This window comes from Deinococcus aerius (assembly GCF_002897375.1).
GTDB lineage: Bacteria > Deinococcota > Deinococci > Deinococcales > Deinococcaceae > Deinococcus > Deinococcus aerius.
In genome coordinates this window covers 76508-101461 of the sequence record NZ_BFAG01000012.1, presented here as the reverse complement: position 1 = coordinate 101461, position 24954 = coordinate 76508, and the positions used below count along the sequence as shown (strand labels likewise).

The following is a 24954-nucleotide window of genomic DNA, read 5'->3' as shown; positions in this document are numbered from 1 at the left end:
AGTGTACGGCCCACCGCCTCCCGACTGCGGCAGAATGGGGGGCACCGACAACCGCGCTTCTTCCCCGGAGGTTTCCCCATGAAACTGAGTTACAGCGGTCAGGAACAGGTCAAGGCGTCCCCGGCGGTGGTGTGGGCCTTCGTGCAGGACCCCGAGCGGGTGGCCCGCTGCCTCCCCGACGTGCAGGAGGTCGTGGTCCACGACCAGACGCATATGGACGCGACCGTGCAGGTCGGCGTGGGCATGGTGCGCGGCAAGTTCAAGTTCAAGATCGAGGTGCGGCCCGACGAGGCCGCCCAGCGGATCAACGTGAAGGTGCAGGGCGGCGGCCTGGGCAGCGTGGTGGACCTCACGGCGGGCGCGAACGTCGTGGACAACGGCGACGGCACGACCACCCTCGACTGGCAGGGCGACGCGACCATGCGCGGCCCGGTGGCGACAGTGGGCGGGCGGGTCCTCGATGCCCAGGCGCAGAAGCTGATCCAGAAGACCTTCCAGAACATGAGCGCGCAGGTGGGTGCGAGCGCCGGAACCCTGGCGTGAGGCGGGGGTGACCGAGCCCTCCGCTCCCCCGGACCTGGCTGCCGCCTTCCGCGAGCGGGGCTACGTGGCGGGGCCCGCGCTCGTCACCGCCCTGCGGCTCGTGGTCGCGCTGGGCAAGCCGCTGCTGCTGGAGGGCCCGGCGGGTGTGGGCAAGACCGAGGCGGCCAAGACGCTCGCCGCCGCGCTCGGCACCCGCCTGATCCGCCTCCAGTGTTACGAGGGGCTGGACGCGCAGTCGGCCCTGTACGAGTGGAACTACGCCCGGCAACTCCTGCACCTGCGCGCGGCGGAGGTGGGGGGGCGGCCCGTCACGGACGCCGACCTGTACGGCCCCGAGTTCCTGATGCCGCGCCCGCTGCTGGAAGCGATCCGCCAGCCCGCGCCCCCGGTCCTCCTCATCGACGAGGTGGACCGGGCGGACGACGCCTTCGAGGCCTTCCTCCTCGAACTCCTCGCGGAGTGGCAGGTCACGGTGCCGGAGTTGGGGACGCTGACCGCGACCGCCCGCCCCCACGTGCTGCTCACGAGCAACCGCGCCCGCGAACTCAGCGACGCCCTGCGCCGCCGCTGCCTGTACCTGTGGGTGGATTACCCCACCCGGGGGCAGGAACTGGAGATCGTGCGCGCCCGGCTGCCCGGCATTCACGAGACGCTGGCCGCGCAGGTCACGCGGGCCGTCCACGCCCTGCGCGAGTTGCCCCTGGGCAAGCCGCCCGGCGTGGCCGAGACGCTCGACTGGGCCGCCGCTCTCGTGGCGCTGCACCGCGACCACCTCGACGCCGAGGCCCTCGACCTCACGCTGGGGGCAGTCCTCAAGCTGCGGGAGGATCAACTGCTCGCGCGGGCGACCCTGGGCAAGCTCGCCGCGCCGTGACCCCCACCGCCGACCTGCGGGAACGGGTGGTCGCCTTTGTCGCCCACCTGCGCCTGACCCACGGCTTCCGGGTGGGGCCGGGCGAGGCGGCGGCGGCGCTGGAAGCCCTCGGGGCCGTCAATCTGGGCCAGCGGCGCGAGGTCCTCGACGCCCTGCGGGCCGTGCTCACCGCCAGCCGGGAGGAGGGCCGACTGTTCGACCTCGCCTTCGACGCTTTTTTCCGGCTGAGGGAGGGTCCGCCCCCGCCCCAACTCCCCCCCCTGCTGCCGGAGACGAAAGCACCGTTGTCCCCTCCCCCGCCGTCACGGCAGCCGGGAGGGAGGCCGGGCGAGGAGCGGCCCGTTCCCGGCAGCGCGCAGGCGGAGAACCCCGAGGAAGGCACCGGTTCCCCCTCTTCCCGCCCCAACCCCGACCGCGAGGCCGAGGGCGAGCCCGGCACCCCCGCCCGAATCCTCACCGCCCGGCTGAGTCCCCACGCCGGGGCCGGGGGCGAGGTGGACGCGCCCGGTGACGACCTGCCGGACCTTCTCCGGGCGGCGGGGGCGCTCGTGCGGGCGGTGGAGCTGGGGCGGGGGCGGCGGCTCGTCCCCCGGCCCCGGGGCACGCGGCTGGACGCGCGGCGGACCCTGCGGGCGGCGGCACGGACGGCGGGCGATCCGGCCCGGCTACGCTGGCTGGGCCGCCCCCGCCGGGCTCCACGTTTTCTGCTCGTGCTGGACGGGAGCCGCAGCATGGGGAAGAGCGCGACGCTGCTGCTGCGCTTTGCCCAGGCGCTTCACCTGCGCTCCCGGCGGGTGGAGGTCTACGCCTTCAGCACCGGCCTGACGCGCCTGACCCCCTATCTGCGCCGCGCGCCCCCCGGCGGCCCCCTCACCCTGCCCGACCTCGGCGAGGCGTGGGGCGGGGGCACCCGCATCGGCGAGAACCTGCTGCGGCTGGCGCGGGGCGAGCGGGGCCGGGTGAGCCGCGACACGGCCGTCCTGATCCTGAGTGACGGCCTGGACACCGGCGAGCCGGAGGCGCTGAGCCGCGCCCTGCGGGACCTGCGCGCCCGCGCGGGCCTGGTCGTCTGGCTCTCGCCGCTGGCCGCCCTGCCGGGGTATCAGCCGGTCCAGCGGGCGGTACAGGCGGCCCTGCCGCACCTGGACGCCTTTCTCCCCGCCGGGGGGCTGGAGGACCTGCGGGCCCTGGGGCGGCGGCTGCGGCGGTGATGGGGCCAGACGCGGGAGAACGTCCCGAAGCCCTCAAGCCTGGGTGAAGGTTCGCCCCATCTTGCCGGACCCGGGAAGGGCAACGGTAGAGGGTGGAGGCCAACCATGACCCAACCGGTGACGAATGCCCAGATGATGCAGGAGTGCCTGGAAGCCTGCCTCGCCTGTCTGCGGGCCTGCGAGGTCTGCGCCGAGGCCTGCCTGGACGAGCCGGACATCGACATGCTGCGCGAGTGCATCCGCCTGGACCGCGACTGCGCCGACGCCTGCGCCCTGACCGCCCGGCTGCTGATGCGGGCCAGCGCCCTGCACCCCGAGGCCTGCCGGATGTGCGCCGAGGCGTGCGCCGCCTGCGCCGCCGAGTGCGAGCGCCACGCCGGGCACCACGACCACTGCCGCCTGTGCGCCGAGGCCTGCCGCCGCTGCGAGGAGAGCTGCCGACGGATGGCCGCCTGAGCCCCGCCTTGTCTACCCCTCCCGCCGCTCCTCCCCGGTCCCGCGCCTATGCTGCCCCCATGCAGGCGGCGCGAATTCTTCCAGGGTCCGGGGACTGACGGTTCCAGCCCGCGCGCTGCACCTCCACCCCCCGCACGAGAGGCGGGGGCTTTTCTTTCCAGGGAGACCGATGACGCGAACACAGGACTACACGCCGGGGACGCTGGACGCGCAGGACGTGCTGCGGCTGGCGCTGACGAGCAAGGTGTACGGCGCGGCGGTCGAGACGCCCCTGAGCCCCGCGCCCGGCCTGAGTGCCCGCACCGGCAACGCGGTGTGGCTCAAGCGCGAGGACCAGCAGCCCATCTTCTCCTTCAAGCTGCGCGGGGCGTACAACAAGATGAGCCAGCTCACCCCCGCCGAGGCCGCCCGCGGCGTGATCTGCGCCTCGGCGGGGAACCACGCGCAGGGGGTGGCGTTCGCGGCGCAGCAGCTCGGCATACGGGCCGTCATCGTGATGCCCGTGACCACGCCCGACATCAAGGTGCAGGCGTGCCGCAGGCGGGGCGCCGAGGTCGTCCTCCACGGCGACTCCTTCAGCGACGCGGAGACGCACGCCTCCGCCCTGGGGCACGAGCGAAACCTCACCTTTGTCCACCCGTACGACGACCCGCTGGTGCTCGCCGGGCAGGGGACGGTGGCGCTGGAGTTGCTGCGGCAGGTCGAGGACGGCGCGTACACCGTGTTCGTGCCGGTGGGCGGCGGCGGGCTGATCGCGGGCGTGGCGGGTGTCCTCAAGGCCCTGCGTCCCGACGTGCGGATCGTGGGCGTCGAGCCGGACGACTCCGACGCGATGTACCGGAGCCTCCAGGCGGGGGAGCGGGTGCGGCTGGACACCGTGGGCATCTTCGTGGACGGGGTGGCGGTCAAGCAGGTCGGGGCCTACACCTTCGACCTGACCCGGCGCTACGTGGACGACTGGGTGCGGGTGAACACCGACGAGGTGTGCGCCGCGATCAAGGACGTGTTCGACGACACGCGGGCGGTGATGGAACCGGCGGGGGCGCTCGCGGTGGCGGGCCTCAAGCGGTACGCGGCGGAACGCGGCCTGAGGGGCGAAACCCTCGTCGCCCTGACCTGCGGCGCGAACGTGAACTTCGACCGTCTGCGCCACGTCGCCGAGCGCGCGGAGATCGGCGAGCGGCGGGAGGCGATCCTGGCCGTGACGATCCCCGAGCGGCCCGGGGCCTTCCGCGCCTTTATCGAGGTGGTGGGCCCGCGCGCCATCACCGAGTTCAACTACCGCTACGCGCCCCGCGCCGACGCCCGCATCTTCGTGGGGGTGCAGCTCCGGCACCCGGCCGAGCGGGCCGAACTCGTGGACACCCTCACCGCGCAGGGGTACGCGGTGACCGACCTCACCGACGACGAACTCGCCAAGGTCCACGTGCGGCATATGGTGGGCGGGCGGGCACCCGAAGCGACCGACGAGCGGGTGTACTCCTTCACCTTTCCCGAGCGGCCCGGCGCCCTGCTGGAGTTCCTGACGCACCTGCACGCCCGCTGGAACATCAGCCTCTTCCACTACCGCAACCATGGAAGCGCGCACGGCCGGGTGCTGGCGGGCATCCAGGTCCCCGAGGGGCAGGAGGCCGACTTCGCCGCCTTCCTCGACGGATTGGGGTATCCGGCGACGGACATGACGGGGAACGCGGCGTACCGGCTGTTTTTGACGTGAGGGCAGTAGGGTGAAGGCGTGCTCCTCTCACCCGACGTGCCCCCGGGCAAGTTGATCCTCCTCAACGGCGCGTCGAGTGCCGGGAAATCGACGCTGTGCCGGGCCATTCAGGCGCAGATCGACGAACCCTTCCTCCAGTTCTCGCTCGACTTCCTGATGTTCGGGACGGAGGTGCTGCCCCGGCGCCGTGACCCCAGCGGTCCCTTCACCTGGGCGGTGATGCGCCCCCGGCTGTTCGAGGGCTACCACCGCTGTCTGCCCGCCTTCCTGGAAGCCGGGAACAACCTCGTGGTGGACTACATCATCGAGACACCGGAAGGGTGGCGGCGTCTGGTGGAGCTAATCCGGCCCTTCGACGTGTTCCTGGTGGGCGTTCACTGCCCCCTGGACGAACTGGAGCGTCGGGAGGGGGAGCGCGGGGACCGCTGCCCCGGAGACGCGCGGCGCGACCTGCTGACCGTGCATACCTTCACCCGCTACGACTTTGAGGTGGACTCCCGGCGACCACCGGAGGACAACGCGGAGGCCATCATCGCCGCGTGGAAGGCGAGGAAGACGCCCGGCGCCCTCTCCCGCTCCTAATCCCCGTTCTCCGGCAGCTCCACCACCCGCACGTTTCCGTCCCGCGCGCTGAGGTACGCGACCTTCCTGCCGTCCGGGCTGACGGACCAGTCGCCCTGCCGCACCTGATCGCCCAGGTCGCCGAGGGTGCGCCAGGTGTTCGTCCGCACGTCGTACTCGCGCAGGACGTGGGGGCCGCCCCCCGGCGTCAGGGGGATGAGCAGCAGGCGGTTCGCGTCGCGCCAGCGGTACGAGCCGAAGGCGTCCAGCCTGCGCGCCGCGCCCCCCGCCGTGGGCCGCAGCCACAGGCCGTTGCGGGCGGCGGAGTCGAAGGCGACGTAGTACACGACCCGCGCCCCGTCCGGGCTGACGCTGAGCCCCCGGAAGGACAGGGCGGTGGCGAGGGTTCGCCGCGCCCCCGTGCGGGTATTGAGTGTGTAGAGGTCGCGGTCCCGGTCGCCCGGGTTGCGCTTGCCCGTCAGCAGGAGGGTGGAGTCGTTCAGCCACCCCCCCACCCCACCGCCGTACAGGGTGGCGACCTGCCGGGGAGACCCGAACACGTCGGCGACGAAGACGCGCGTGCTGCGGCGGTCGAAGTTCCCCGTCGTGGCGCTGCGGGTGTAGGCCAGCCGCGTCTCGGCAGCGTTCCAGGTCACGTCGCTGCCATAGGTGGGGAGGGTGAATTTGCGCCCGTCGGCCAGCCGCTCCAGAGTCGTGGTCTCGCCTGTCCCGGGCCGCACCGCCCACCGCAACAGGGGCGAGAAGAAGGCCACGCTGGAAAACCGCCGGGTGACCGGGCCGCCGTTCGCCGGGATCTGATAGATGCCCGTGCTCGCCCGCGCGGGGGGACCGTCCAGGAACAGCAGGGCGCGGGAATCCGGCGTCCACACCGCCCCGGGGCAGCACGTCCCACTCAGCACGGCCCTGGAAGGCAGGGTGGCCGCGAGGGCAGAAGCTCCCAGGGCGAGAGCGAGCGCCGCCCCCCTTTTCATCCCGGGCCGCCTCACCGCGCACCCCCGGGAGCAGGAGGCCAGGGCCGGGCGAAGTCGTTGAGGATGCGCCCACCCCGGCGCACCTCGGGCTGGGACTCCGGCGTCTGCCACCGCCGGGGCGCGGCCAGGTCGTACTCGTACCCGCGCCCGAAGCTGCCCGCCAGCGCCAGCGTCTCCCAGTCGGCGGCGATGTACGGCACGGGGTTGAAGAGGCGCTGGTGCGAGCGGTCGCGGATCTCCAGGTGCAGGTGCGGCGCGCTGACACAGGTGAACTGTGAGTCGCCGCTCTCCCCGATGACCTGCCCGCGCGTGACCCTTTGCCCCACCCGCAGGGGCGAGCGCACCCGCAGGTGACCGTACAGGCTGCTGAGGTTGCCCGCGTGATCGATCACCACGTTGTGTGGTGGGCTTCCGTGCGACCCGTCCACCTCGGCCACCACGCCGTCGCCGATGGCCCGAACGGGGGTGCCGCACGGGGCGCTGAAATCCAGCCCCGCGTGCAGGCCCTGGAGGTTCACGTAGGTGCTGCGCCGCTGCCGGTACGCCCCCGTCGTGTTCCCATACCCCTGCCCCAGCAGCCAGGTGTTCGGTCCCGGCTCCCCCGCGAACGGCAGTCCGAACTGCCGCGCCGGTTTCGCTATCGCACTATCCGGCAACGCGGGCGCGTAATGCGCCAACGCCACCGCAGATACGGCGAGCAGGGCGCCCGCCGCCACCTTTCTTCGCAACATGCACGATGGTGACCCACCGGCGCACGGGTGACGGTGCGAGGGGTTACAAGAGGTGACGCGAGTGCTGGGTAATAAAAAATCCGCCTTGTCGGGCGGTGATGAAAGAAGAATAGCGTGGGATGCAGGGGAAGTCAAATTATGCAGGCGGATTTTCGCGGCAGGGGCTGGGAGACGGCCTTAAGGAAGGGCAGGCGCTGCCTGCCACCCCCCTCCCAACCTCCCCCGCAAGGGGGGAGGGGTAACACAGCTAAAGCTTTAGCTCTTTAAAAACCGTCAACTGTGGACGGCCCATTCCTGCCCTCAGCTTGCACTCGCACCGCCTTCACCACGTCGGCTCGCGCAGCGAGACGGTGGGCCCGCGGCTCAGCAAGCAACAAGATCAAACATTCCGCGTGAAGGAGGACGGCCACAGGCCAGATGGGCGAGCCCCTTGCCCAGCGCAGCGCCGCTCCCCCTGCCCCCTCTGGGGGTAGGGGGCTGGGGGGTGGGGGTAACTCGCAGCAAGATCCCCTGCCCCCTCACCCCTCCCGCACAAACTCCGGCGCCCGCCGAGCCTTAAACGCCGCCACCCCCTCCGCATGCTCCCAGTGATCCCCGGCGAGCTGCTGAAGCTCCGCCTCCTTCTCCAACGCCTGATCCAGCGTGCTCGTCAGCGCGGCGTTCAGCGCCTGCTTCGTCAGCCTCAGCGCATTCGCGGGCCGAGCCGCCAGCCGCTCCGCATAGGCCTGCACGTCCTGCCGGAAGGACTCGTCCGGGTAGACGCGCTCGCACAGCCCCAGCCGCAGCCCCTCCTCCGCCCCGACCCGCTCGGCCAGGGCCATCAGCTCGAAGGCGCGGTGATAGCCCACCAGTCGCGGCAGAAACCACGTGCTGCCCGAGTCCGGCACGAGCGCGATATTGGAAAAGACCTCGATCAGGCTGGCCGACCGCGCCCACAGCCGGATGTCACCCGAGAGCGCCAGACTCGCCCCCGCCCCCGCCGCGACCCCATTCACGGCGGTGATGACCGGCTTACTCAGCCCCCGAATCGTGCGGATCAGCGGGTTGTAGGTGTGGTTCAGGTGCTCGGTGAAGGTCATGTCCCGCCCCGACACGTCGCCCAGGTCCTGCCCGGCGCAGAACCCCCGCCCCGATCCGGTGATGACGACCACCCGCACGGCGGGGTCGGCGTCGGCAGCCTTCAATTCCTCCGTCAGCGTGAGGAGCAGGGCGTCGTTGGCGGCGTTGAGCTTGTCCGGGCGGTTGAGGCTGAGGGTGCGGACGCCCGCGCGGGTCTCCACGAGGATCACAGGTTCGGCGGTCATGGGGGCAGCGTAGCGCGTCCGGGCAGGTGGCCCTGGGGGAAGTTCCTCCGCTACACTCGCCCCGATGCCTGGCCCCTCCCCCCTCCCCGTCGTCCTCGCACTCGACGTGAGCAAGTCGCGGATCGGCTTCGCGGTGAACACGGGGCGCCTGGCCTTCGGGCGGGGGAGCGTGGACCGCAAGCGGCTGCCCCTGGACCTTAAAGCCGTGCGCCTCAAGGTCGAGGAGACGGGCGCGGAACTCCTCCTCCTCGGCCTGCCCCTGCGGACGGACGGGGCGCACAGCCCCTCGGCCGACCGGGTGCGCGCCTTTGGCAAAATCCTCCAGGAGAAGGGCTACACCGTCGCCTACCAGGACGAACGGTTCACCACCCGCCGGGCCCGCGAGTTGGGCGCGCAGGACGAGGACGAGGCGGCGGCGGTGCAGATTCTGGAGCTGTACCTGATGGGGCGAGGGGAGCGGACGGAAGGGGAGTGACCCCGCCGGGGCAGGCGAACCCACTCCGCGAGTGGGCCCCGCCAGCTCCGCCTCCCTGGACTCCGTTCAACTTGCCGGTACAATGCCCCCACGCGCAGGTCCAGACTTCTGCGGCACGCCCACGCGGCAGGCCGCGTCCTCTCCCGGCCCTGCTGGAGGTCATATGCAAGGCAACATGATGGACGTTCCCCTCACCATCCCCTTCATCCTGGAGCGGGCGCGGACGATCTTCGCCGGGCGCGAGGTCGTCAGCCTGCTCCCCGCCGGGCGCGACGAGTCGGGAAACCCCATTCCCAAGAAGTCCCGCACGACGTACGGCGAGGTGGCCGACCGCGCGCTGCGGTTGGGGGCGGGGCTGCTCGCCCTCGGCCTCAATCCCGGTGACCGGGTGGCGACGCTCGCGGTGAACTCCTTCCGGCACCTGGAGGCGTACCTGGGTGTCCCGAGTGCCGGGCTGGTGCTGCACACGGTCAACATCCGGCTGCACGCCGACCAGATCGCGTGGATTCTCAATCACGCGGAAGACCGCGTGCTGATCGTGGAGAACCTCTTCGCGGCGATGATCCCGGCCCTGCGCGCGGCCTGCCCGGGGCTGGAGCGAGTCTTCGTCCTCGGCCCCACGCCACAGCCGGTCGAGGGCGCCGAGGACTACGACACATGGGTGATGAGCCACGAGCCCATGCCCTCCTACCCGACCATCGGCGAGAACGACGCGGCGGCGATGTGCTACACGAGCGGCACGACGGGCAATCCCAAGGGCGTGCTGTACTCCCACCGCTCCACGGTGCTGCACTCGCTCGCCAGTGCCCCCAAGGATGCGTTGGGCGTCGGTGAGCATGACGTGGTGCTGCCCGTCGTGCCCATGTTCCACGTGAACGCCTGGGGTCTGCCCTACACCTGCGCGATGTTCGGGGCGAGCCAGGTCTACGCCGGACCCTTCAGCGACGGGAAGACCCTCGCCACACTCATGCAGGACGAGCGGGTGACGATCACGGCGGGCGTGCCGACGATCTGGATGGGCCTGCTCGCCGAACTCGACCGGGCGAAGGCGGAGGGGCAGCCCTACGACCTCTCGCGCCTGGAACGCCTCGTCATCGGCGGCAGCGCGGCGCCCGAGAGCCTGATCCGCGCCTTCGACGAGCGCCATAACCTCCGCCTCGCGCACGCCTGGGGCATGACGGAGACGCACCCGCTGGGCACCGCGAGCACCGTGCCCCCCGGGGTGGACGAGCGCAGCGACGAGGGCTACGCGCTGCGGGCCAAGCAGGGCCGCCCGGTGCCGCTGGTGTTCCTCGACCTCCTCTCGGAGGACGGCGAGCGGCTGCCGCACGACGGCAAGACGATGGGCCGCCTGATCGCGCGGGGTCCCTGGATCGCCAACGCCTACTTCAAGGGTGAGGGACAGGGCAACTTCTTCGAGCTGGACGGCGAGCTGTGGTTCGACACGGGCGACATCGCCACGCTGGACGAACGGGGCTACATGCACATCCAGGACCGGGCCAAGGACCTCATCAAGTCGGGGGGCGAGTGGATCTCCTCGGTGGACCTGGAAAACGCGCTCATGGCCCACCCCGCCGTCGCGCAGGCTGCCGTGATCGCCATGGACGACCCCAAGTGGGACGAGCGGCCCCTGGCGGTCGTGACCCTGAGGCCGGGCGGGCAGGTCACCCACGAGGAGCTGACGGCCTTCCTCGCCCCGAAGTTCGCCAAGTGGTGGCTCCCCGACGCCACGGTGGTCGTCGAGAGCATTCCCATCGGCGCGACCGGCAAATTCCTGAAGCGCGAGTTGCGCGAGCAGTACCGCGGGTACGGCAACGCGGCGCGGGCGGCGGCGAAGGGCGGGGAATAAGGTCGGGAGTTGTCCAGGGGCGTCTCTCCGCGCGGGGCGGCGCCCCCTGCGTCATTCGGCGGAGGCGAGCCGGGTGGGCGGCGGGCGAGACTGCCCCATGCACTACCCAGGAGTTCTGGAGGAGGTCTTGCCCGACCTGAAGGCCGAGGCGGGCGTCCTCGCGGTCTTTCTGACGGGCAGCCACGCGCGAGGTGAGGCGGACGAGTACAGCGACCTGGACCTCTCGGTGCTCGTCGCCTCGGACGAGTTCGTGCGGAATGACGTGACGTACCGGGGGGGCGTGCTCGTCAGCGTGGAGCGGTCCACCGTGCCCCACCGGGAGCGGGCCTTCACCGAGCCGGAGACGACCCTCTGGAACCTGACCTCCCTGCGCTCGGGGGTGCCGCTGCACGACCCGGAAGGGGTGTTCGCGGACCTCCAGCGGCGGGCCAGGGCGTTCACCTGGGCCGAGGTGGAGGAGCAGGCCCACGCGCGGGCGGCCGGGCTCGTCGCGGACGTGGCCGAGGAACTCCACAAGGTGATGGGTGGGCTCCAGACGGGCGAAAGTGGCAAGGTCGCATATGCCATCCTGGGCCTCACCTTCGCGCTGGGAAACGCGGCCCTGCTGAGCACCGGCACCCTGATTCCCACCGAGAACCGGTACCTGACGCTGGCGCGGGACGCCTGGGACGATCCGGTATGGCGGACAACCTACGGGGGCATGGTCGGCCTGACGGCCGAAGACGTGCCCACACGTGGCCGGGCCGCCCTGACCGCCTACGAACGCGCCGTTGCCCTGACCCGCTGGCCGGATGGCCCGGACGGGGCGTTGGCGCACGAGGCCGCCCGCCGAGCCCGCGCCTTCCTTCCCGGCTGACCCCGCCCCGTACAATCCCCCTCATGGCCGTTTCGGTGCAGGGGCAGCAGGTCACTTTCTTTCCGCCAGAGGGCGCGGCGGCGCTCGTGGGCGACATGACCGACTGGAAGAAAAAGCCCGCGATTCCCATTCAGGATGGGGAGCCCCTCACGCTGACCCTGCCGCGTGGCGCGTGGGTGGAGTACGCCTGGCTGGACGCGGCGGGAGAGCCCTTCGCCGATCCCGACAACCCCCAGAGGAGCCTTAACCCCTGGTGGCCCTATCCCCGCGCGGTGGAGGTGGGAAAGTACGCCCGCCATCCCCTCTGGCAGGGAGCCGACGCGACGCGGAAGGGCACGGCGCACCGCCTGACCTGGGAGGGCACGGTCTTTCCCGGCACCCGCCGCGCCATCGTCTACACGCCGCATGAGCATGACCGCGCGCGCCCCACGCCCGTCTATTACGTGCAGGACGGTGTGGCCTTCTACCGCACCGGCAAGCTCGGCGAGGTGATGGACCGGGCGGTGGAGCGGGAGTTGGCGTCGGGCGCGGTCCTCGTCTTCGTCGAGCCGGGGGACCGCAGCGCGGAGTATTACCTCAATGGCCGCTACCTGGACTTCCTGAGGGAAGAGGTCTTTCCCAGAGTCGAGGGTGAACACGTGACCGTCTCCGAGCGGGGGCTGTGGGGCGCCTCGCTGGGGGGGCTGATCTCGCTGTATCTGGGGAGCGCGCACCCCGATCTTTTCAGCCGGGTGGTGAGCCACTCGGGGGCCTTCATCGCCTGGCCGGGCGCGACGGATGCGAGCGGCACCATCGACACGACCACGGCGGGCGAGTGGCTGCGCGAGCGGCTGGAGACCACTCCTCCCCGGCATCTGCGCGTCAGCCTGGACACGGGCACGCTGGAATGGCTCACCGGCCCGAATCGCCGCATGGCTGCCGCGCTCGCCGATGCCCAGGTCCCGCACCAGTACCGCGAGTACCCCAGCGGCCACAACTGGGTGACGTGGCGCGAGGCGCTGCCCGAGGCGTTCCTGTACATGCAGGGCACCTGAACCCGGGAAACCCCACCCAGGCCCTTCTAGAAATGGGAAGCGGACGCCTCACCCCCACCTGCCCCCTTCACCCTCCAGGCAGCCGAGCCGTTCGGGCCGCAGGCCCGAGGCCTTCCAACCGGGCGAAGCTGCCGTCGAGGCCGGACACGTCACCGCCCAACTCACGCCCGCCGCCTCACGGAACCTCTCTTGCCGAGCGCAGCGACCCACTCCCCCTACCCCCTCGGGGGGTAGGGGGTTGGGGGGTGGGGGCCACCGGAGCAAGTTGCCCTGCCCCTCCATCACCACAACGAGCAGCGCGAGAAGTCTCCATCTCACCCGCCCCGCCCCCTCATCACGGCACAATCTCCCCCATGCGTGCCGCTCTGCTCACGGCGCTGCTCCTCGTAAGCGGCGCGGAGGCCCTGACCATGACGTATTCCAACTCCACGACAGTCATTCACGAGCGCGCGGGCGATTGGGCGAGTGCCGAGTTGCGGGGCGTGGAGGTGCGCGGGGACACGCTGGCCCTTGCGCCGGGGGCCACCTCGGGCACGCTGACGGGCAAGGCGCTGAAGGTTCCCGCCTTCGACGAACTCGTGCCGTCGTGGAACGCGGTGACGCCCGGGGCGGGGAGCGTGACGGTGGAGGTCCGCGCACAAACGCCCTCGGGCTGGAGCCGCTGGTTCTCCTTCGGGACGTGGCAGAGCGGCGAGGGGCGCAGCAGCCTGAACGGGCAGCGGGACGGGGCGGGGCAGGTGCTGACCGACACGCTGCGCCTGACCGCGAAGGCGGCGGCTTACCAGTACCGGGTGACGTTGCGGGGCGCGGGGACGAGCATTCGCCTACTTGCCTTCAACACCTCCGACCGCTCGCGGCGCACAGGGGGCCTGGGGCAGCCGGGCGACCGTCAGGCCTGGGGCCGGGTCGTGGATGTGCCGAAACGCTCGCAGATGCTCTACCCGGACGGCGGCGAGGTCTGGTGCAGCCCCACGAGCGTGTCGATGATTCTGGCGCAGTACGGGGTGAACGTGGCCGTGCCGCAGGCCGCCCGTGGCACCTTCGACCGCGCCTACAACGGCACGGGCAACTGGCCCTTCAACGCCGCCTACGCGGGCTCGCTGGGGATGCGGGCCTTCGTCACCCGGCTCCCCAGCCTGGCCGAGGCCGAGCGGTACACGGCGGCGGGGTTGCCCCTCGCCGTCAGCCTGGGGTGGAAGAAGGGCGAGTTGCCGAGTGCCCCCATCAGCTCCAGTGACGGGCACCTGATGGTCCTGGTGGGCTTCGACGCGGCGGGCAATCCGGTGCTGAACGACCCCGCCGCCCCCACGGACGAGGGCGTGCGCCGCACCTACCCCCGCGCGGCCTTCGAGCGGCTGTGGCTCACGCATAGCGGCGGGCTGAGCTACGTGATCGCGCCGCAGGGGGCGAAGTTGCCCGGAGCCTGACCTAGACTCCCCCCATGCCCTTTCCCACCACCTGCCCCACCTGTGGCCGCGAGGTGCCCGTGGAGTTCGCCGACAGCGCGATCCACGAGGTGACCTGTCCGCAGTGCGGCGCGCGGTACGTGGTGTACGTCCGCAAGCACAAGTTCGAGGTGCTGTTCGACCTGGGCACCCGGGCGCTGATGGACGGCTACGCGCGGGAGGCGGTGGCGAGTTTCGCGGCGGCGCTGGAACGCTTTTTCGAGTTCTACGTCCGCTCGTTCGCCCTGGAGCGGGCGGCGGGAATGGACGGGGACTTCGGGGGGGCGCTCGCCGCGCTGGAGGGCACCTGGCGCCACGTGGCGAGCCAGTCCGAGCGGCAGGTCGGCATGTTCGCCCTCGCCTACCTGCTGCGCGAGGGCCGCGAGCCCGAGTTCCTGACCGCTAAAGCGCTGGGAACCGACTTTCGCAACCGGGTGATCCACCGGGGCTACCTGCCGCGCCGGGAGGAGGTGGACGCCTACGCGGCGCGGGTCTTCGCCCTGATCGACCGGCTGCTGGGGGAACTGGGGCCGGGGGCCGCCCACGCCGAACTCGCCCAGGAGCAGGCCTTCGCCGCGCACCTGGCGACCCTGCCGGAGGGGGTGACGGCGGTGTTCGAGGAGCATCCCGGCATGTTCCGTGCGCGGCGGTTCGGGACGATGCCCCCACAGAAAAGCGCCGTCCAGGTCAACCCCACCCCTCCCCTGAACGACGCGCAGGCCTTCGCGCAGGCGCTGGCCGAACGGGGGCCGGGGCTGGACGTGTTCAAGCGGCGGTAGCCCTGGCCGGACGGCCCAGCTAGACTGCGACATGGAAGCGGCAGACGCGGCGGGAGGGCGGCGGGAACGGCAGCGGCTGGTGCGTGTAGCGCGCGGCCTGGAGGACGGGGACCTGCTCGTGCGGGGCGCCCGGGTGGTGCAGCCCGCCACGGGTGAAGTTTTTGAGGCCGACGTGCTCGTGGCGGAGGGCCGGGTGGCCGCGCTGGTCGGAACCGGGACAGGTGCCCGGGCAGCGCGAACGGTGGAGGCGCGGGGGGCCTTCCTCGCGCCCGGCTTCATGGACGCGCACGTGCATATCGAGTCGAGCCTGCTGACGCCCGCGCGGTTTGCAGCGGCGGTGCTGCCAAGGGGCACCACGGCGGTCGTCGCCGAGCCGCACGAGGTCGTGAATGTCCTCGGCGTTCGCGGCCTGACCTGGATGCTGGAGGCGGGGCGGGGATCGGGCCTGCGCGTCTTCGCCTCGGTGCCCTCGTGCGTGCCCGCGAGTGAGTGGGAGCGGGGCGGGGCGGAGATGAATGGGGCGGAGGTCGCGGAAACCCTGCGCCTGCCCGGTGTGCTGGGGCTGGCGGAGATGATGAATTACCCGGGGGTGCTGGGCGGCGATGCCCACGTGTGGAACGTGCTGGAGGCCGGGCGGCATGGCCGAATGGACGGCCACGCCCCTTGCGTCTCGGGCCGCGACCTGCAAGCCTACGCGGCGGCGGGCCTGCACTCCGACCACGAGGCGACCACCCCGGAGGAGGCCCGCGAGCGGCTGCGCGCCGGGCTGTGGCTGATGGTGCGCGAGGGGTCGGCGGCCCGCAACCTGGAGGCCCTGCTCCCCGTGCTGCGGGGGCGCCCCCGCCGCGCCATGCTCGTCAGCGACGACGTGAGCGTGGACGAGTTGCTGGAGTTGGGGCACCTTGACCGGCTGCTGCGCGCGTGTGTGGCGGGCGGCCTGCATCCCGCCGACGCCATCTCACTCGTGACCTGCAACCCCGCCGAATACTGGGGCCTGCACGCCCTGGGGCTGGTCGCGCCAGGCTACCACGCGGACTTCGTCCTTCTGAGCGACCTGAAAGATTTCGAGGTGCTGGAAACCTTTGTGGGCGGCGTGGAGGCGCGGCCCGGCCAGACGACCCCCCCGCTTTCAGGGGGAGGCGTCGATCTGGGTCCGGGGTGGGACACCGCCACCTTCGATGTCCCCCCTCACTGGCCCGTGATGGTCGTCCGGCCCGACCAGATCACGACCGGGGTGGGGGCGCCGGGGACGGGCGACGCGCGGCTGGTCGTGGCGGACCGCTACGGGCGGGGCGAGGTCGCCGCCTGCTGGACCTCGGGTACCGGACTCACGGGAGGCGCGCTGGCGGTCAGCGTCCTGCACGACGCCCACAACGTCGCCGTGCTGGGGGGCAGCGACGCCGACGTGCGGGCGGCGGGGCGGGCGCTGGAGAACCTGGGGGGCGGCGTGGTCGTCGTGGCGGGGGGGAAGGTCCGCGCCAGCCTCCCCCTCCCCTACGCGGGCCTGATGAGCGACCTGCCGCCCCACGAGGCCGCCGCCCGCCTCGCCGAGGTTACAGCGGCGGCGCGGGCGCTGGGCTGCACCCTCCCCTACCCGGTCACCACCCTGAGTTTCCTGGGCCTGAGCGTGATTCCGGCGCTCAAGCTCACGCCTCGCGGCCTGCTCGACGTGAACGCCTGGCGCCTCCTCCCCCGCGAGCCGGAGAACCAGCCCGTGGTCGCCGGGACCGGGCCATGAGGGAGGTCAAGGCCGCTTCGGCCTCTTCCCACCGAAATATCTGACCCACCCGGAAAACTGCCCCCATGCTGACCCACCATCAGGCGGTCGTGAACGGGGTGCGGCTCCACTACGTCGCGGCGGGACCGGAAGACGGGCCACCCGTGGTGCTTCTCCACGGCTTTCCCGAGTTCTGGCGGGCGTGGGAGCGGCAGCTTGGGCCCCTGGCCCGCGCGGGCTTCCGGGTGATCGCCCCTGACCTGCGCGGCTACAACCTCAGCGAGAAGCCGATGGGGGTGGACGCCTACCGGGTGGGCGTGTTGCAGGAGGACGTGGCCGCGCTCATCCGCACACTCGGCTACAAGCGCGCCCGGGTGGTGGGGCATGACTGGGGCGGCGTCATCGCCTGGGCGCTGGCAATCCGGCAGCCGGAGGTGGTGGAGCGGCTGGTGATCCTGAACGCCCCGCATCCGGCCCGGGCCCGGCAGGTCGCGCGCAAGCCCGCCCAGTGGCGGCGCTCGTGGTACATCTTCTTCTTCCAGCTTCCCTGGCTGCCCGAACGGTTCCTCCACCGCTTCGGCCAGTGGGCGCTGCACGGCACGAACCCGCGGGCGTACACCGACGAGGACCAGCGGCTCTACCGCCAGGCCTGGGACCAGCCGGGGGCCGCGACGGGGATGATCAACTACTACCGGGCGCTGCGGCGTTCGGGCGGGGGGCAAGGTGGGGTCCGGGAGGCCACGGTCCGTGCCCCCACCCTGGTCCTCTGGGGCGAGCGTGATGTGGCGCTGCTCCCCGAACTCGCCGACGGGCTGGACCGGTGGGTGCCGGACCTGCGGGTGGTGCGTTTTCCCCGGGCGAGCCACTGGGTCATGCGCGACGAGCCGGTGCGGGTGAACAACCTGCTGATCGACTTCCTTTCGGATTCGCCCGCCTGAGGGCCGCCCCATGTCATCCTCGGCCCATGACGCAGAACACGGTCGGGATCACGGTCGAGGGGTACGGGGTCGTCACGGCGCGGGAGGGCGAGCGGCTGGTGCTGGCGCTGGAACGGGGCGGGGTGGATATCCTCCACCGCTGCGGCGGCCAGGCCCGCTGCACGACCTGCCGGGTGAGCTTTCAGGAAGGCGAGCCCGACCGCATGACGGTCGCCGAATACACCAAGCTGGAGGAAAAGGGCCTGCTGGGCCAGGCGCGGCTCTCCTGCCAGATCGAGTGCGAGGATGGCATGGCCCTGACCCCCCTCCAGACGACGAAACTCACCGGCCTAGAGCCGGGCAAGGCCCCCGCCGACCACATCGAGCCCGAGCCAGAATGGACCACCCGCCCCGGCGCCTCCACGGAGGGGTGAGGAGGGGAGGAGGGGGAATTGAGGTTTTGCTCCTCCCCCTTGAACGCTTGATGCGAAGTGGGGCGGTACAAAGTTTTGCCGTTGTACACGAGGACGAGCTGCGCTCGTCACCCCCCACCCAGCCTCCCCCGCAAGGGGGGAGGGGCGAAAAGACCAGGGCTGACACGGTGTTCTTCCTAATTGCACACCAAGTGTCTGGAGGGGCTCAGTGATGCACGAACGTCCTCGGTGGAAAAGAAAAGCCGCGTGGATCGCCAAAAAAGCCCCTCCCCCTTGAGGGGGGAGGCCGGGTGGGGGTGAACGGGCATGGCACCGGAGCCAAATGGGCTGCCCAGTCACCCACCCCCTCCCCCCGCCCGGCGAACTTCGGTCCGCGCTCCTGGCCTCCCTGGGCCGGGTCTGGCGAACTGCTCCCGCTTCCCAGCGGGTCCGTCGTCGCCGGGGTCCAGGTGTCGCAGGCGCAGATCGGGCAGGGGGGCAAAGGGCCTGCGGCATGCAGCGTATGGGCGCAGTTCAGGCAGGCGACCGCGCCCACATGAGGAGTGCCCGCCGGAATCTTCCGGGGCGGCTCCAGGTCCCAGGGCGGCACGATGGGCAGGCCCACCGGGGCGTCCTCCGTGTGGCGAAAGACGCTCAGGTTGCCGTCCTGCTCGAAGTACGCGCGCTGCACCTCGCCGAGTTGCCGAACACCCCCGGCGCGCAGGCGCTCGAAGAGGTCCTCGCGGCTGAGGCTGGCGCCGCCCAGCGCCCGCAGGGAGATCACGCCGTCCCGGACGAGTTCGACGGGCGCGCCCTCGATAAAGGTCTCGACCCGCTCGCTGCGGATCACCAGCACCGCCATCAGCCGCTGAAAGCCCACGACGAGCGCGAGGGCCAGCATGGCGTGCAGCAGCGGGACCTCCGGGTAGAACAGGGGGTCCCCCGCCGCCGACCCCAGCCCGATCACGATGGCGAGTTCCAGCGGGCTGAGCTGCGCCAGGCCGCGCTTGCCGGTAAAGCGAAGCAGCAGGAGCAGCCACAGGAAGATCACGGCGGTGCGAAAGACGATCTCCAGCAGGAAGAGGGGCGGCACGTCGCCCAGCCACATTCGCGCCCAATCGAAGGGCACGGTGTCCGCGCCGCTCAAGGCTTTTCCCCGGGAGGGGGCGCCTCGGCCCCGGTCAGGCCCAGCCCGGCGAGCACCTGCGCCCGATCCCAGCGGGTCAGCGTGCAGAGTTCGGCCAGCGTCTCCTCGAACTCGGGCGTGCCCGGCGCGAGGGACCGCAGCCGCCGCCACAGGGCGTTGCGGCGTTCCAGGAAGTCACGGGAGGGCATACGGGAAGTCTAGAGGTCGGGGCGCCGGAAGGTCCTGCGAAGTTGCGGTGAGGCGAGGACGAACCCGAGAGGACTGGCAAAGCCGCGGAGCAGAGCGGGCAGCAAAAACACCGGCTGGCCCGCCTCGACGCCCCGACTTCCGGCTCCCTCAGCGGTAGCGGGCCACGTCGCGCAGGTGGGCCGCGTAGTCGTGATTCACGTAGATCTTGCCGTTCAGCCCGTGCAGGAAGTACAGGGCGTCGCGGCCATCGGGCAGCTCACGCTTGGGGCTCAGGACGCTCAGCAGCGCCGCCTGGCCGGGGTTGTTGATGGGACCGGCGGGAAGACCCATGCGCGTGTAGGTGTTATACGGCGTGTCCCGGGTGAAGTCCCCGGCGGGGCGGTCGAGGTCGGGCAGGTCCTTGCCCAACCCGTAGGCCACGGTGGGGTCGCTGCCCAGCGAGATGCCGTCGCGCAGGCGGTTGAGGAACACCCCGGCGATAACGGGCATCTCCGCGTCGTTCGCCGCCTCGGCCTGCACCATGCTGGCGAGGATCACCCAGTCGCGCACGCCGAGCCCCAGGGCCTTCGCCTTCGCCACGTTCTCCGGCGTGAACTCCCGCTCCATGCGCTCCACCATCTCCCGCACGGCGTCTTCCGGCTTCTCCTTCACCCGGAACTCGTAGGTGGCGGGAAACACGAAGCCCTCCAGGTTCTTCTGCTTGCCCCGCGCGTACGGGCTCAGGCTGGCGTCGTTCAGCGCGGCCCGGACCCCCGCCGGGTCAAAGCCCGCCTTCCCGAAGATGGGGGGGATGTCCTTGATCCGCCACCCCTCGGGGACGGTCAGGCTCACGGTGGGGATGCGCGCCGGTCCCGCCAGCTTGTCGGCCACCTGATACAGGTTCATGGTGCCGGTCAGGTCGTACAGCCCCTCCTTGAGGCTGCCCGCCGTGCCGTTGCGGTCCATGACGAAACGCAGGGCGCGGGCGTTTTTGACGATGCCGCGCTGCTCCAGCTCGCGGGCCACGCCCGCCAGCGTGTCGCCCGGCTTGACCTCCAGCGTGTAGGGCTTTCCCCCCGCGGGCAGCGTGAGGCTGCGCAGGTACAGGAAGGCACCCCCGGCGGCCAGCAAGAGCAGCACCAGGAGCGCGAGGAGGAGCCACACCCACCACGGCGGACCCCGCCGCCCCAGCCGGGTCACGCCCCCACCCCGCTGAGGCTGAAGCGGTCCAGCCGGGCGCGCAGTTCCGCGTCGGCGGGGGGCCGCGCCCCGAAGCGCGAGACGACCCAGCCGCCCACCTGCACGGCGAGCCGCGCCGAGCGCACCGCGTCGCCGTGGGTCAGCCACCCGGCGAGGAACGCGCCGCCGAAAGCGTCCCCCGCCCCGGTCGCGTCGGTCAGGGTGTCGGGGGTGGCGGGAACGTGGACGCGGGGCTGCCCGGGACCCTCCAGCAGGGCGCCCTCCTCGTCCATCTTGAGCACGACGAGCGCCTGCGGGTAGCGGTCCCGCAGCCAACTCAGCGCCCGCCCGTGGTCCGTCTCGCCGCTCATGGCGCGGGCCTCGTCGTCGTTGGGAAAGATCACGTCGAAGGGGATGTCGTCCACGACGTGCAGGAAGTTCTCGCGGCCCATCTGCTGGATCATCTGAAAGCTCCCGGGGTCGAGGCTGAGGGTGGCCCCGGCCTCCTTGGCGATCCGCGCCGCCGCCAGCGCCGCCCCCCGCGGCGGGTCGCGGAAGAGGCTCCAGGCCGTCAGGTGCAGGTGCCGCCCGCCCCGCAGCACCTCGCCGGGCAGTTCTCCCGGCAGCAGCTCCCAGTCGGCCCCCTGCCCGGTCAGCATGGCGCGCTGGCCGCGGCGGTCGATCAGGGCGAGGATCACGCCGGTGGGATGCTCGTCACTCAGGGTGAGTTCCGCGCGCACGCCCTCGGCCCGCAGCTCGGCGGTCGCCAGCTCCCCGAAGCGGTCGCGGCCAATTTTGCCGACGAAGGTGGCGGGATACCCGGCGCGGCGCGCCCACACGGCCAGGTTCGCCGCCGAGCCGCCCCCGGAGAGTTCCAGCCGCCCGGTCGTGTCGCCCCCCGGCAGCAGCATGGTGTCGGGTTTGGCGAGCACGTCCCAGGCCAGGTCACCCAGCGACACGAGAGGGTTGCGGTCAGTCATGCGTGCCCAGCAGCATACCCTTCCGGCCGGGGCAGGAGGGTGGGGTTACCCCCCCGGGAAGCGGGCGTGGGTGTCCGCGTCGTGGATACGGCCAGGGTGACCGCTGAGAAAGCCGCCGTCGTACCCCCGCCGCCAGGCCATGAGTTCCGCGAGGATGGACAGGGCGACCTCCTCCGGGGCCTCGGCGCCCAGACGGAGGCCAATGGGGGAGCGCAGCCGGGCGAGCTGCTCCGGGGTGAAGGCGGTCCCCTCGGCCTCCAGCGCGCGCAGCAGGTCCTCGGCACGGGAGCGGGGACCCAGGACGCCCACATACTCGGCCCCCGAGCGCAGGGCGTGGGCCAGACACACCCGGTCGCGGTCGAGGTGGTGGTTCATCACGATCAGGTGGGCGCGTTCGCCCGGCGTGAAGCGGCCCAACTCCTCGGGGGAAAGGGAATGCAGCGTGGCCCCGGGAAAGCGCCCGGGCGTCAGGTAGGCGGGGCGCGGGTCGATCACGTGGAGGTCGTACCCCAGGGCGTGCGCCTGCGCGGCGAGCGGCACGGCATCGTGGCCCGCCCCGTAGATGACGAGCCCCGGCGGGGGCACGTTCACGTCGATGAAGATGGGGGTGCCGTCCGGGGCGGCCAGGGTGACGGCGCGCGGCTCCCGCATACTCAGACGGGTGCGCGCCGCCTCCACCGCGAACGTGTGCAGAGGCTCCTCCGGCAGACCGCCGACGACCTCCCCACCCGGCAGGACGAGGACCCGCCCCTCCCCGGTCAGCGGCACGGCGAGCGCCGCCGCCCGTCCTTCCCCCAGCGCGGCGAGCCACCCCGCCGTCACCGGGTCCCCCGGGTCCACCCGCTCCACCCGCACGTCCACACTGCCCCCGCAGCCGATCCCCAGGCCCCAGGTCGCGTCCTCCGACAGGTCGTAGTGGGCGAGCGCGGGAACGCCGCTGCGGATGACCTCCAGCGCGACCTCCACCACCTCGGCCTCCAGGCAGCCGCCGGAGAGCATGCAGACCTGGGCGCCGTCGTCGAGGACGAGCATCCGGGTCCCCTCGCGGCGGTAGGCGCTGCCCCGCACGCCCACGACGGTGGCGAGGGCCGCCCCCTGCCCCCTCGACAGGGCGGCGGTCAGCGCCGTCAGCAGGGCGCGCGTCTCAGCAGCGTTCACGTTGCCCCGAGTCTGCCGTCTGGGGGGGGAGGAGGACAAGCCCCGGCGCGGCGGGAGGGACTTGACAGCCGAGCTAAAAAGCTCACAATACGGGTGTAACCGGTTACAAAAGGCAGAGGGGTGGTGTGGTCTGGAGACCGCTTCCCGCCGTGGTTCCTGGAACCGGTTACAGAGACAGGTGGGGGCCCGGAGGATGAACACTGAAGCCATGACTCGACCCACCATCGACGACATCGCCCGGGCCTCGGGCGTGAGCAAGGGGACGGTCAGCCGCGTGATCAACGGGCACGCCAACGTCGCCGCGCTCACCCGCGAGCGGGTCCAGGAGGTGATGAGCCGCCTGGGCTACGCGCCCGACCCCGCCGCCCAGCACCTGAGCTGGCGCAAGGGCCACACGCTGGGCCTGTCGCTGGCGTCGGACGACCCCCTGCTCAGCCCGTACCACGTGCTGTTCCGGGAGGCGCTGGAGCGCCACACCGCGCCCATGGGCGTGCAGCCCGTCTTCCTGCGGGGCGACCTGCGCGAGGTCAGGCGGCTGCCCAGCGCCGTCCTCGTGCTGCACGCGGTGGAGGACGACCCCCGGTTGAGCTTCCTGCGCGAGCGGGGCGTCCCCGCCGTCCTGATCGGCCACCAGCCCGGCTTCTGCTGGGTGGCCCCCGACGACGAGGGCGGGGCGCACCTCGCCACGAGCGAGCTGCTGCGCGCGGGACACCGCCGCCTGGCCTACCTGGGGCGCGGTCCCAGCCAGGTGGCGCGCGACCGCGAGCGGGGGTTCCTGCGGGCCGCGCGGGCCGCCGGGGCAGAGGTCACCGTATTGGAGGCCGACTTCACGGTGCTGTCCGGCTACCGGGCGGTGCGGCGGGCCTGGGAGGGGGGCGCGCGCTTCACCGGCCTCTTCGCCCAGAGTGACGAAAGTGCGGCTGGCGCCATCGCCGCCCTGGAGGACCTGCGGCTGCGGGTGCCGGGGGACGTGTCGGTCGTGGGCTTCGACGGCCTGCCCGAGCTGCCCCTGCCGCTGCGCCTCACCACCGTCGCGCAGGACATCCCCCGCATCGTTCGCACCGCGCTCGACCTGATGCAGGAGGCCATGTCGGGGCAGCCGCCCCGTGGCGAATTCGTTCCCGTCCACCTCGTTCCCGGCGCGACCGTCTCCAGCGTGAGCGGCGCGTCCTCCCCCGGAGGGATGCCATGAAGAAAGTTCTGACGCTCAGCCTCGGCCTCGCCCTGCTCGCCGCCAGCGCGTCTGCCCAGACCGCGACCAAGACGGTCAAGATCAACGGGTACGGCGGCACCGACCAGACGCTGGTGAACGACCTGATCAACCGCTTCGTTAAGCCGCAGATGGCCAAAGACGGGGTGACGGTCGTGTACCAACCGCTGCAAGGGGACTACAACAAGGCGCTGACCACCCTGCTCGCCGCGAACACCGCGGGCGACGTGATGTACCTCCCCGGCGAGACGGTCGATGGCTTCGTCGCCACCGGGAAGATCCTGCCGCTGAACGGCCTGGTGAGCACCACCCCCTTCATCAAGAGCCTGAACACCGCCTTTACCCGTAACGGCAAGCTCTACGCCATCGCCAAGGACTTCAACACGCTGACCCTGGTGTACAACAAGGACCTCTTCGACGAGGCGGGCGTGGCGTACCCCAACAACAACGACACGTGGACCAGCCTGGCGACGAAGCTGCGGACCCTGAAGCAGAAGCTGGGCAACGACTACTACGGCACGTGCCTCCAGCCCAACTTCGACCGCTTCGGGGCCTTTGCCTACGCCACCGGCTGGCAGCAGTTCGGCGCGAACGGCAAGACCAACCTGGCCGACCCGCGTTTCGCGGAAGCCTTCAACTGGTACACCGGGCTGGCGAAGGACAAGGTGGGCGTGCAGCCCAGCGAGCTCTCGGCGGGCTGGAACGGCGACTGCCTGAAGAGCGGCAAGGTCGCGGTCGCCATCGAGGGCGGCTGGATCGTGAACTTCCTGCGCGACAACGCCCCCAACCTGAAGTACGGCACCGCCCTGCTGCCGAAGAACGACAAGACCGGCAAGCGCGGCAACTTCCTGTACACGGTGGGCTGGGCGATCAACTCCGGCACCAAGAACCGGGCGGCGGCCGTCAAGGTGCTGAACATCCTGACCAGCCCGCAGGTGCAGGAGTACGTGCTCCAGCAGGGCCTGGCCATCCCCAGCCGCTCCTCGCTGACGAACAGCGCCTACTTCAAGAAGGCAGACCCCGGCGCTCAGAACGCCAAGCTGGTCTTCGATGGGGCGGACGACGGCTACGTGCGCGCCTTTACCTTCGGGCCCAAGGGGCCCGACTGGGCCAAGCCCATCAACGAGGCGCTGGCCGCCGTGCTGAGCGGGCAGAAGAGCGCCGCCGACGCCCTGAAAAAGGCGCAGGCGGACATGACCACCTTCCAGAGCCGTTAAGGGCGCTGCGGGGGCCTGGGC

General features: G+C 71.6%; 25 protein-coding genes. 17 read left to right on the top strand and 8 right to left on the bottom strand.

Features of this window, described 5'->3' with window-relative positions; genetic code table 11:
- Nucleotides 1-78 precede the first annotated feature (78 nt).
- From DAERI_RS16010 to DAERI_RS15985, 6 genes are all read left to right on the top strand, one after another.
- A complete protein-coding gene (locus DAERI_RS16010) occupies nt 79-543 on the top strand; it encodes an SRPBCC family protein (RefSeq protein WP_103130443.1) in 465 nt (154 codons plus the stop codon).
- Nucleotides 544-550: 7 nt separating this feature from the next.
- Nucleotides 551-1417 carry an AAA family ATPase gene (locus tag DAERI_RS16005; RefSeq protein ID WP_103130442.1) on the top strand — a complete coding sequence of 289 codons (867 nt, stop codon included), beginning with the start codon at nt 551-553 and terminating at the stop codon, nt 1415-1417.
- A complete protein-coding gene (locus tag DAERI_RS16000; protein ID WP_103130441.1) occupies nt 1414-2628 on the top strand; it encodes a VWA domain-containing protein in 1215 nt (404 codons plus the stop codon). The genes DAERI_RS16005 and DAERI_RS16000 overlap by 4 nt, the downstream gene beginning before the upstream one ends.
- 105 nt (nt 2629-2733) lie before the next feature.
- The gene (locus DAERI_RS15995; protein ID WP_103130440.1) at nt 2734-3084 is read left to right on the top strand and encodes a four-helix bundle copper-binding protein; all 351 of its coding nucleotides are present in this window, start codon (nt 2734-2736) and stop codon (nt 3082-3084) included.
- A gap of 169 nt (nt 3085-3253) precedes the next feature.
- Complete coding sequence (gene ilvA / locus DAERI_RS15990; protein WP_103130439.1) at nt 3254-4801, top strand: threonine ammonia-lyase, biosynthetic; 1548 nt, start codon at nt 3254-3256, stop codon at nt 4799-4801.
- An 18-nt stretch (nt 4802-4819) separates the two neighbouring features.
- Nucleotides 4820-5383, top strand: a complete 564-nt coding sequence (locus tag DAERI_RS15985) for a chloramphenicol phosphotransferase CPT family protein (protein WP_201262777.1) — start codon at nt 4820-4822, stop codon at nt 5381-5383.
- Here DAERI_RS15985 and DAERI_RS15980 read toward each other — a convergent pair.
- The 3 genes from DAERI_RS15980 to DAERI_RS15970 all read right to left on the bottom strand — a co-directional run bounded on the left by DAERI_RS15980 (nt 5380) and on the right by DAERI_RS15970 (nt 8389).
- Nucleotides 5380-6354, bottom strand: coding sequence for a TolB family protein (locus DAERI_RS15980; protein ID WP_103130438.1), 975 nt, complete (start codon nt 6352-6354; stop codon nt 5380-5382). The genes DAERI_RS15985 and DAERI_RS15980 overlap by 4 nt on opposite strands.
- 11 nt (nt 6355-6365) lie before the next feature.
- Nucleotides 6366-7085: a M23 family metallopeptidase gene (locus tag DAERI_RS15975; RefSeq protein WP_103130437.1), complete on the bottom strand. Its 720-nt coding sequence runs from the start codon at nt 7083-7085 to the stop codon at nt 6366-6368.
- Nucleotides 7086-7603: 518 nt separating this feature from the next.
- Complete coding sequence (locus DAERI_RS15970; RefSeq protein WP_103130436.1) at nt 7604-8389, bottom strand: enoyl-CoA hydratase-related protein; 786 nt, start codon at nt 8387-8389, stop codon at nt 7604-7606.
- Between the two features lie 64 nt (nt 8390-8453).
- Here DAERI_RS15970 and ruvX point away from each other — a divergent pair, with 64 nt between their 5' ends.
- The 9 genes from ruvX to DAERI_RS15925 all read left to right on the top strand — a co-directional run bounded on the left by ruvX (nt 8454) and on the right by DAERI_RS15925 (nt 17895).
- Nucleotides 8454-8864 (top strand): Holliday junction resolvase RuvX, encoded by a 411-nt coding sequence (gene ruvX, locus DAERI_RS15965; RefSeq protein WP_103130435.1) that lies wholly within the window; start codon nt 8454-8456, stop codon nt 8862-8864.
- 163 nt (nt 8865-9027) lie between these two features.
- Nucleotides 9028-10713: a long-chain fatty acid--CoA ligase gene (locus DAERI_RS15960; RefSeq protein ID WP_103130434.1), complete on the top strand. Its 1686-nt coding sequence runs from the start codon at nt 9028-9030 to the stop codon at nt 10711-10713.
- Between the two features lie 97 nt (nt 10714-10810).
- Nucleotides 10811-11569, top strand: a complete 759-nt coding sequence (locus tag DAERI_RS15955) for a nucleotidyltransferase family protein (protein WP_103130433.1) — start codon at nt 10811-10813, stop codon at nt 11567-11569.
- 23 nt (nt 11570-11592) lie between these two features.
- Nucleotides 11593-12603, top strand: a complete 1011-nt coding sequence (locus DAERI_RS15950; protein ID WP_103130432.1) for an alpha/beta hydrolase — start codon at nt 11593-11595, stop codon at nt 12601-12603.
- Nucleotides 12604-12956: 353 nt separating this feature from the next.
- Nucleotides 12957-14030 carry a C39 family peptidase gene (locus DAERI_RS15945; RefSeq protein ID WP_103130431.1) on the top strand — a complete coding sequence of 358 codons (1074 nt, stop codon included), beginning with the start codon at nt 12957-12959 and terminating at the stop codon, nt 14028-14030.
- Nucleotides 14031-14044: 14 nt separating this feature from the next.
- Nucleotides 14045-14827 (top strand): hypothetical protein, encoded by a 783-nt coding sequence (locus DAERI_RS15940; protein WP_103130430.1) that lies wholly within the window; start codon nt 14045-14047, stop codon nt 14825-14827.
- A gap of 31 nt (nt 14828-14858) precedes the next feature.
- Entirely contained in the window at nt 14859-16565 is a 1707-nt protein-coding gene (locus DAERI_RS15935; RefSeq protein WP_103130429.1) for an adenine deaminase, read from the top strand.
- Between the two features lie 65 nt (nt 16566-16630).
- Entirely contained in the window at nt 16631-17482 is an 852-nt protein-coding gene (locus DAERI_RS15930; RefSeq protein WP_103130428.1) for an alpha/beta fold hydrolase, read from the top strand.
- Nucleotides 17483-17508: 26 nt separating this feature from the next.
- Nucleotides 17509-17895 (top strand): 2Fe-2S iron-sulfur cluster-binding protein, encoded by a 387-nt coding sequence (locus DAERI_RS15925; protein ID WP_103130427.1) that lies wholly within the window; start codon nt 17509-17511, stop codon nt 17893-17895.
- 205 nt (nt 17896-18100) lie between these two features.
- Here the strand turns inward: DAERI_RS15925 and DAERI_RS15920 are convergent, their stop codons facing one another.
- From DAERI_RS15920 to DAERI_RS23145, 5 genes are all read right to left on the bottom strand, one after another.
- Nucleotides 18101-19021: a YetF domain-containing protein gene (locus DAERI_RS15920; RefSeq protein ID WP_235610428.1), complete on the bottom strand. Its 921-nt coding sequence runs from the start codon at nt 19019-19021 to the stop codon at nt 18101-18103.
- The gene (locus tag DAERI_RS15915; RefSeq protein ID WP_103130426.1) at nt 19018-19209 is read right to left on the bottom strand and encodes a hypothetical protein; all 192 of its coding nucleotides are present in this window, start codon (nt 19207-19209) and stop codon (nt 19018-19020) included. The genes DAERI_RS15920 and DAERI_RS15915 overlap by 4 nt, the downstream gene beginning before the upstream one ends.
- A gap of 148 nt (nt 19210-19357) precedes the next feature.
- Entirely contained in the window at nt 19358-20389 is a 1032-nt protein-coding gene (mltG, locus tag DAERI_RS15910; RefSeq protein WP_103130425.1) for an endolytic transglycosylase MltG, read from the bottom strand.
- Nucleotides 20386-21348, bottom strand: a complete 963-nt coding sequence (locus DAERI_RS15905) for a carbohydrate kinase family protein (protein WP_103130424.1) — start codon at nt 21346-21348, stop codon at nt 20386-20388. The genes mltG and DAERI_RS15905 overlap by 4 nt, the downstream gene beginning before the upstream one ends.
- Before the next feature lie 45 nt (nt 21349-21393).
- Nucleotides 21394-22506: an XdhC family protein gene (locus tag DAERI_RS23145; RefSeq protein WP_103130423.1), complete on the bottom strand. Its 1113-nt coding sequence runs from the start codon at nt 22504-22506 to the stop codon at nt 21394-21396.
- Between the two features lie 208 nt (nt 22507-22714).
- Between DAERI_RS23145 and DAERI_RS15895 the strand changes: the two genes are divergently transcribed.
- Both DAERI_RS15895 and DAERI_RS15890 read left to right on the top strand, forming a co-directional pair.
- Nucleotides 22715-23698 (top strand): LacI family DNA-binding transcriptional regulator, encoded by a 984-nt coding sequence (locus tag DAERI_RS15895; protein ID WP_165794246.1) that lies wholly within the window; start codon nt 22715-22717, stop codon nt 23696-23698.
- Entirely contained in the window at nt 23695-24933 is a 1239-nt protein-coding gene (locus tag DAERI_RS15890; RefSeq protein ID WP_103130421.1) for an ABC transporter substrate-binding protein, read from the top strand. Before DAERI_RS15895 ends, DAERI_RS15890 begins: the two co-directional genes overlap by 4 nt.
- Nucleotides 24934-24954 lie beyond the last annotated feature (21 nt).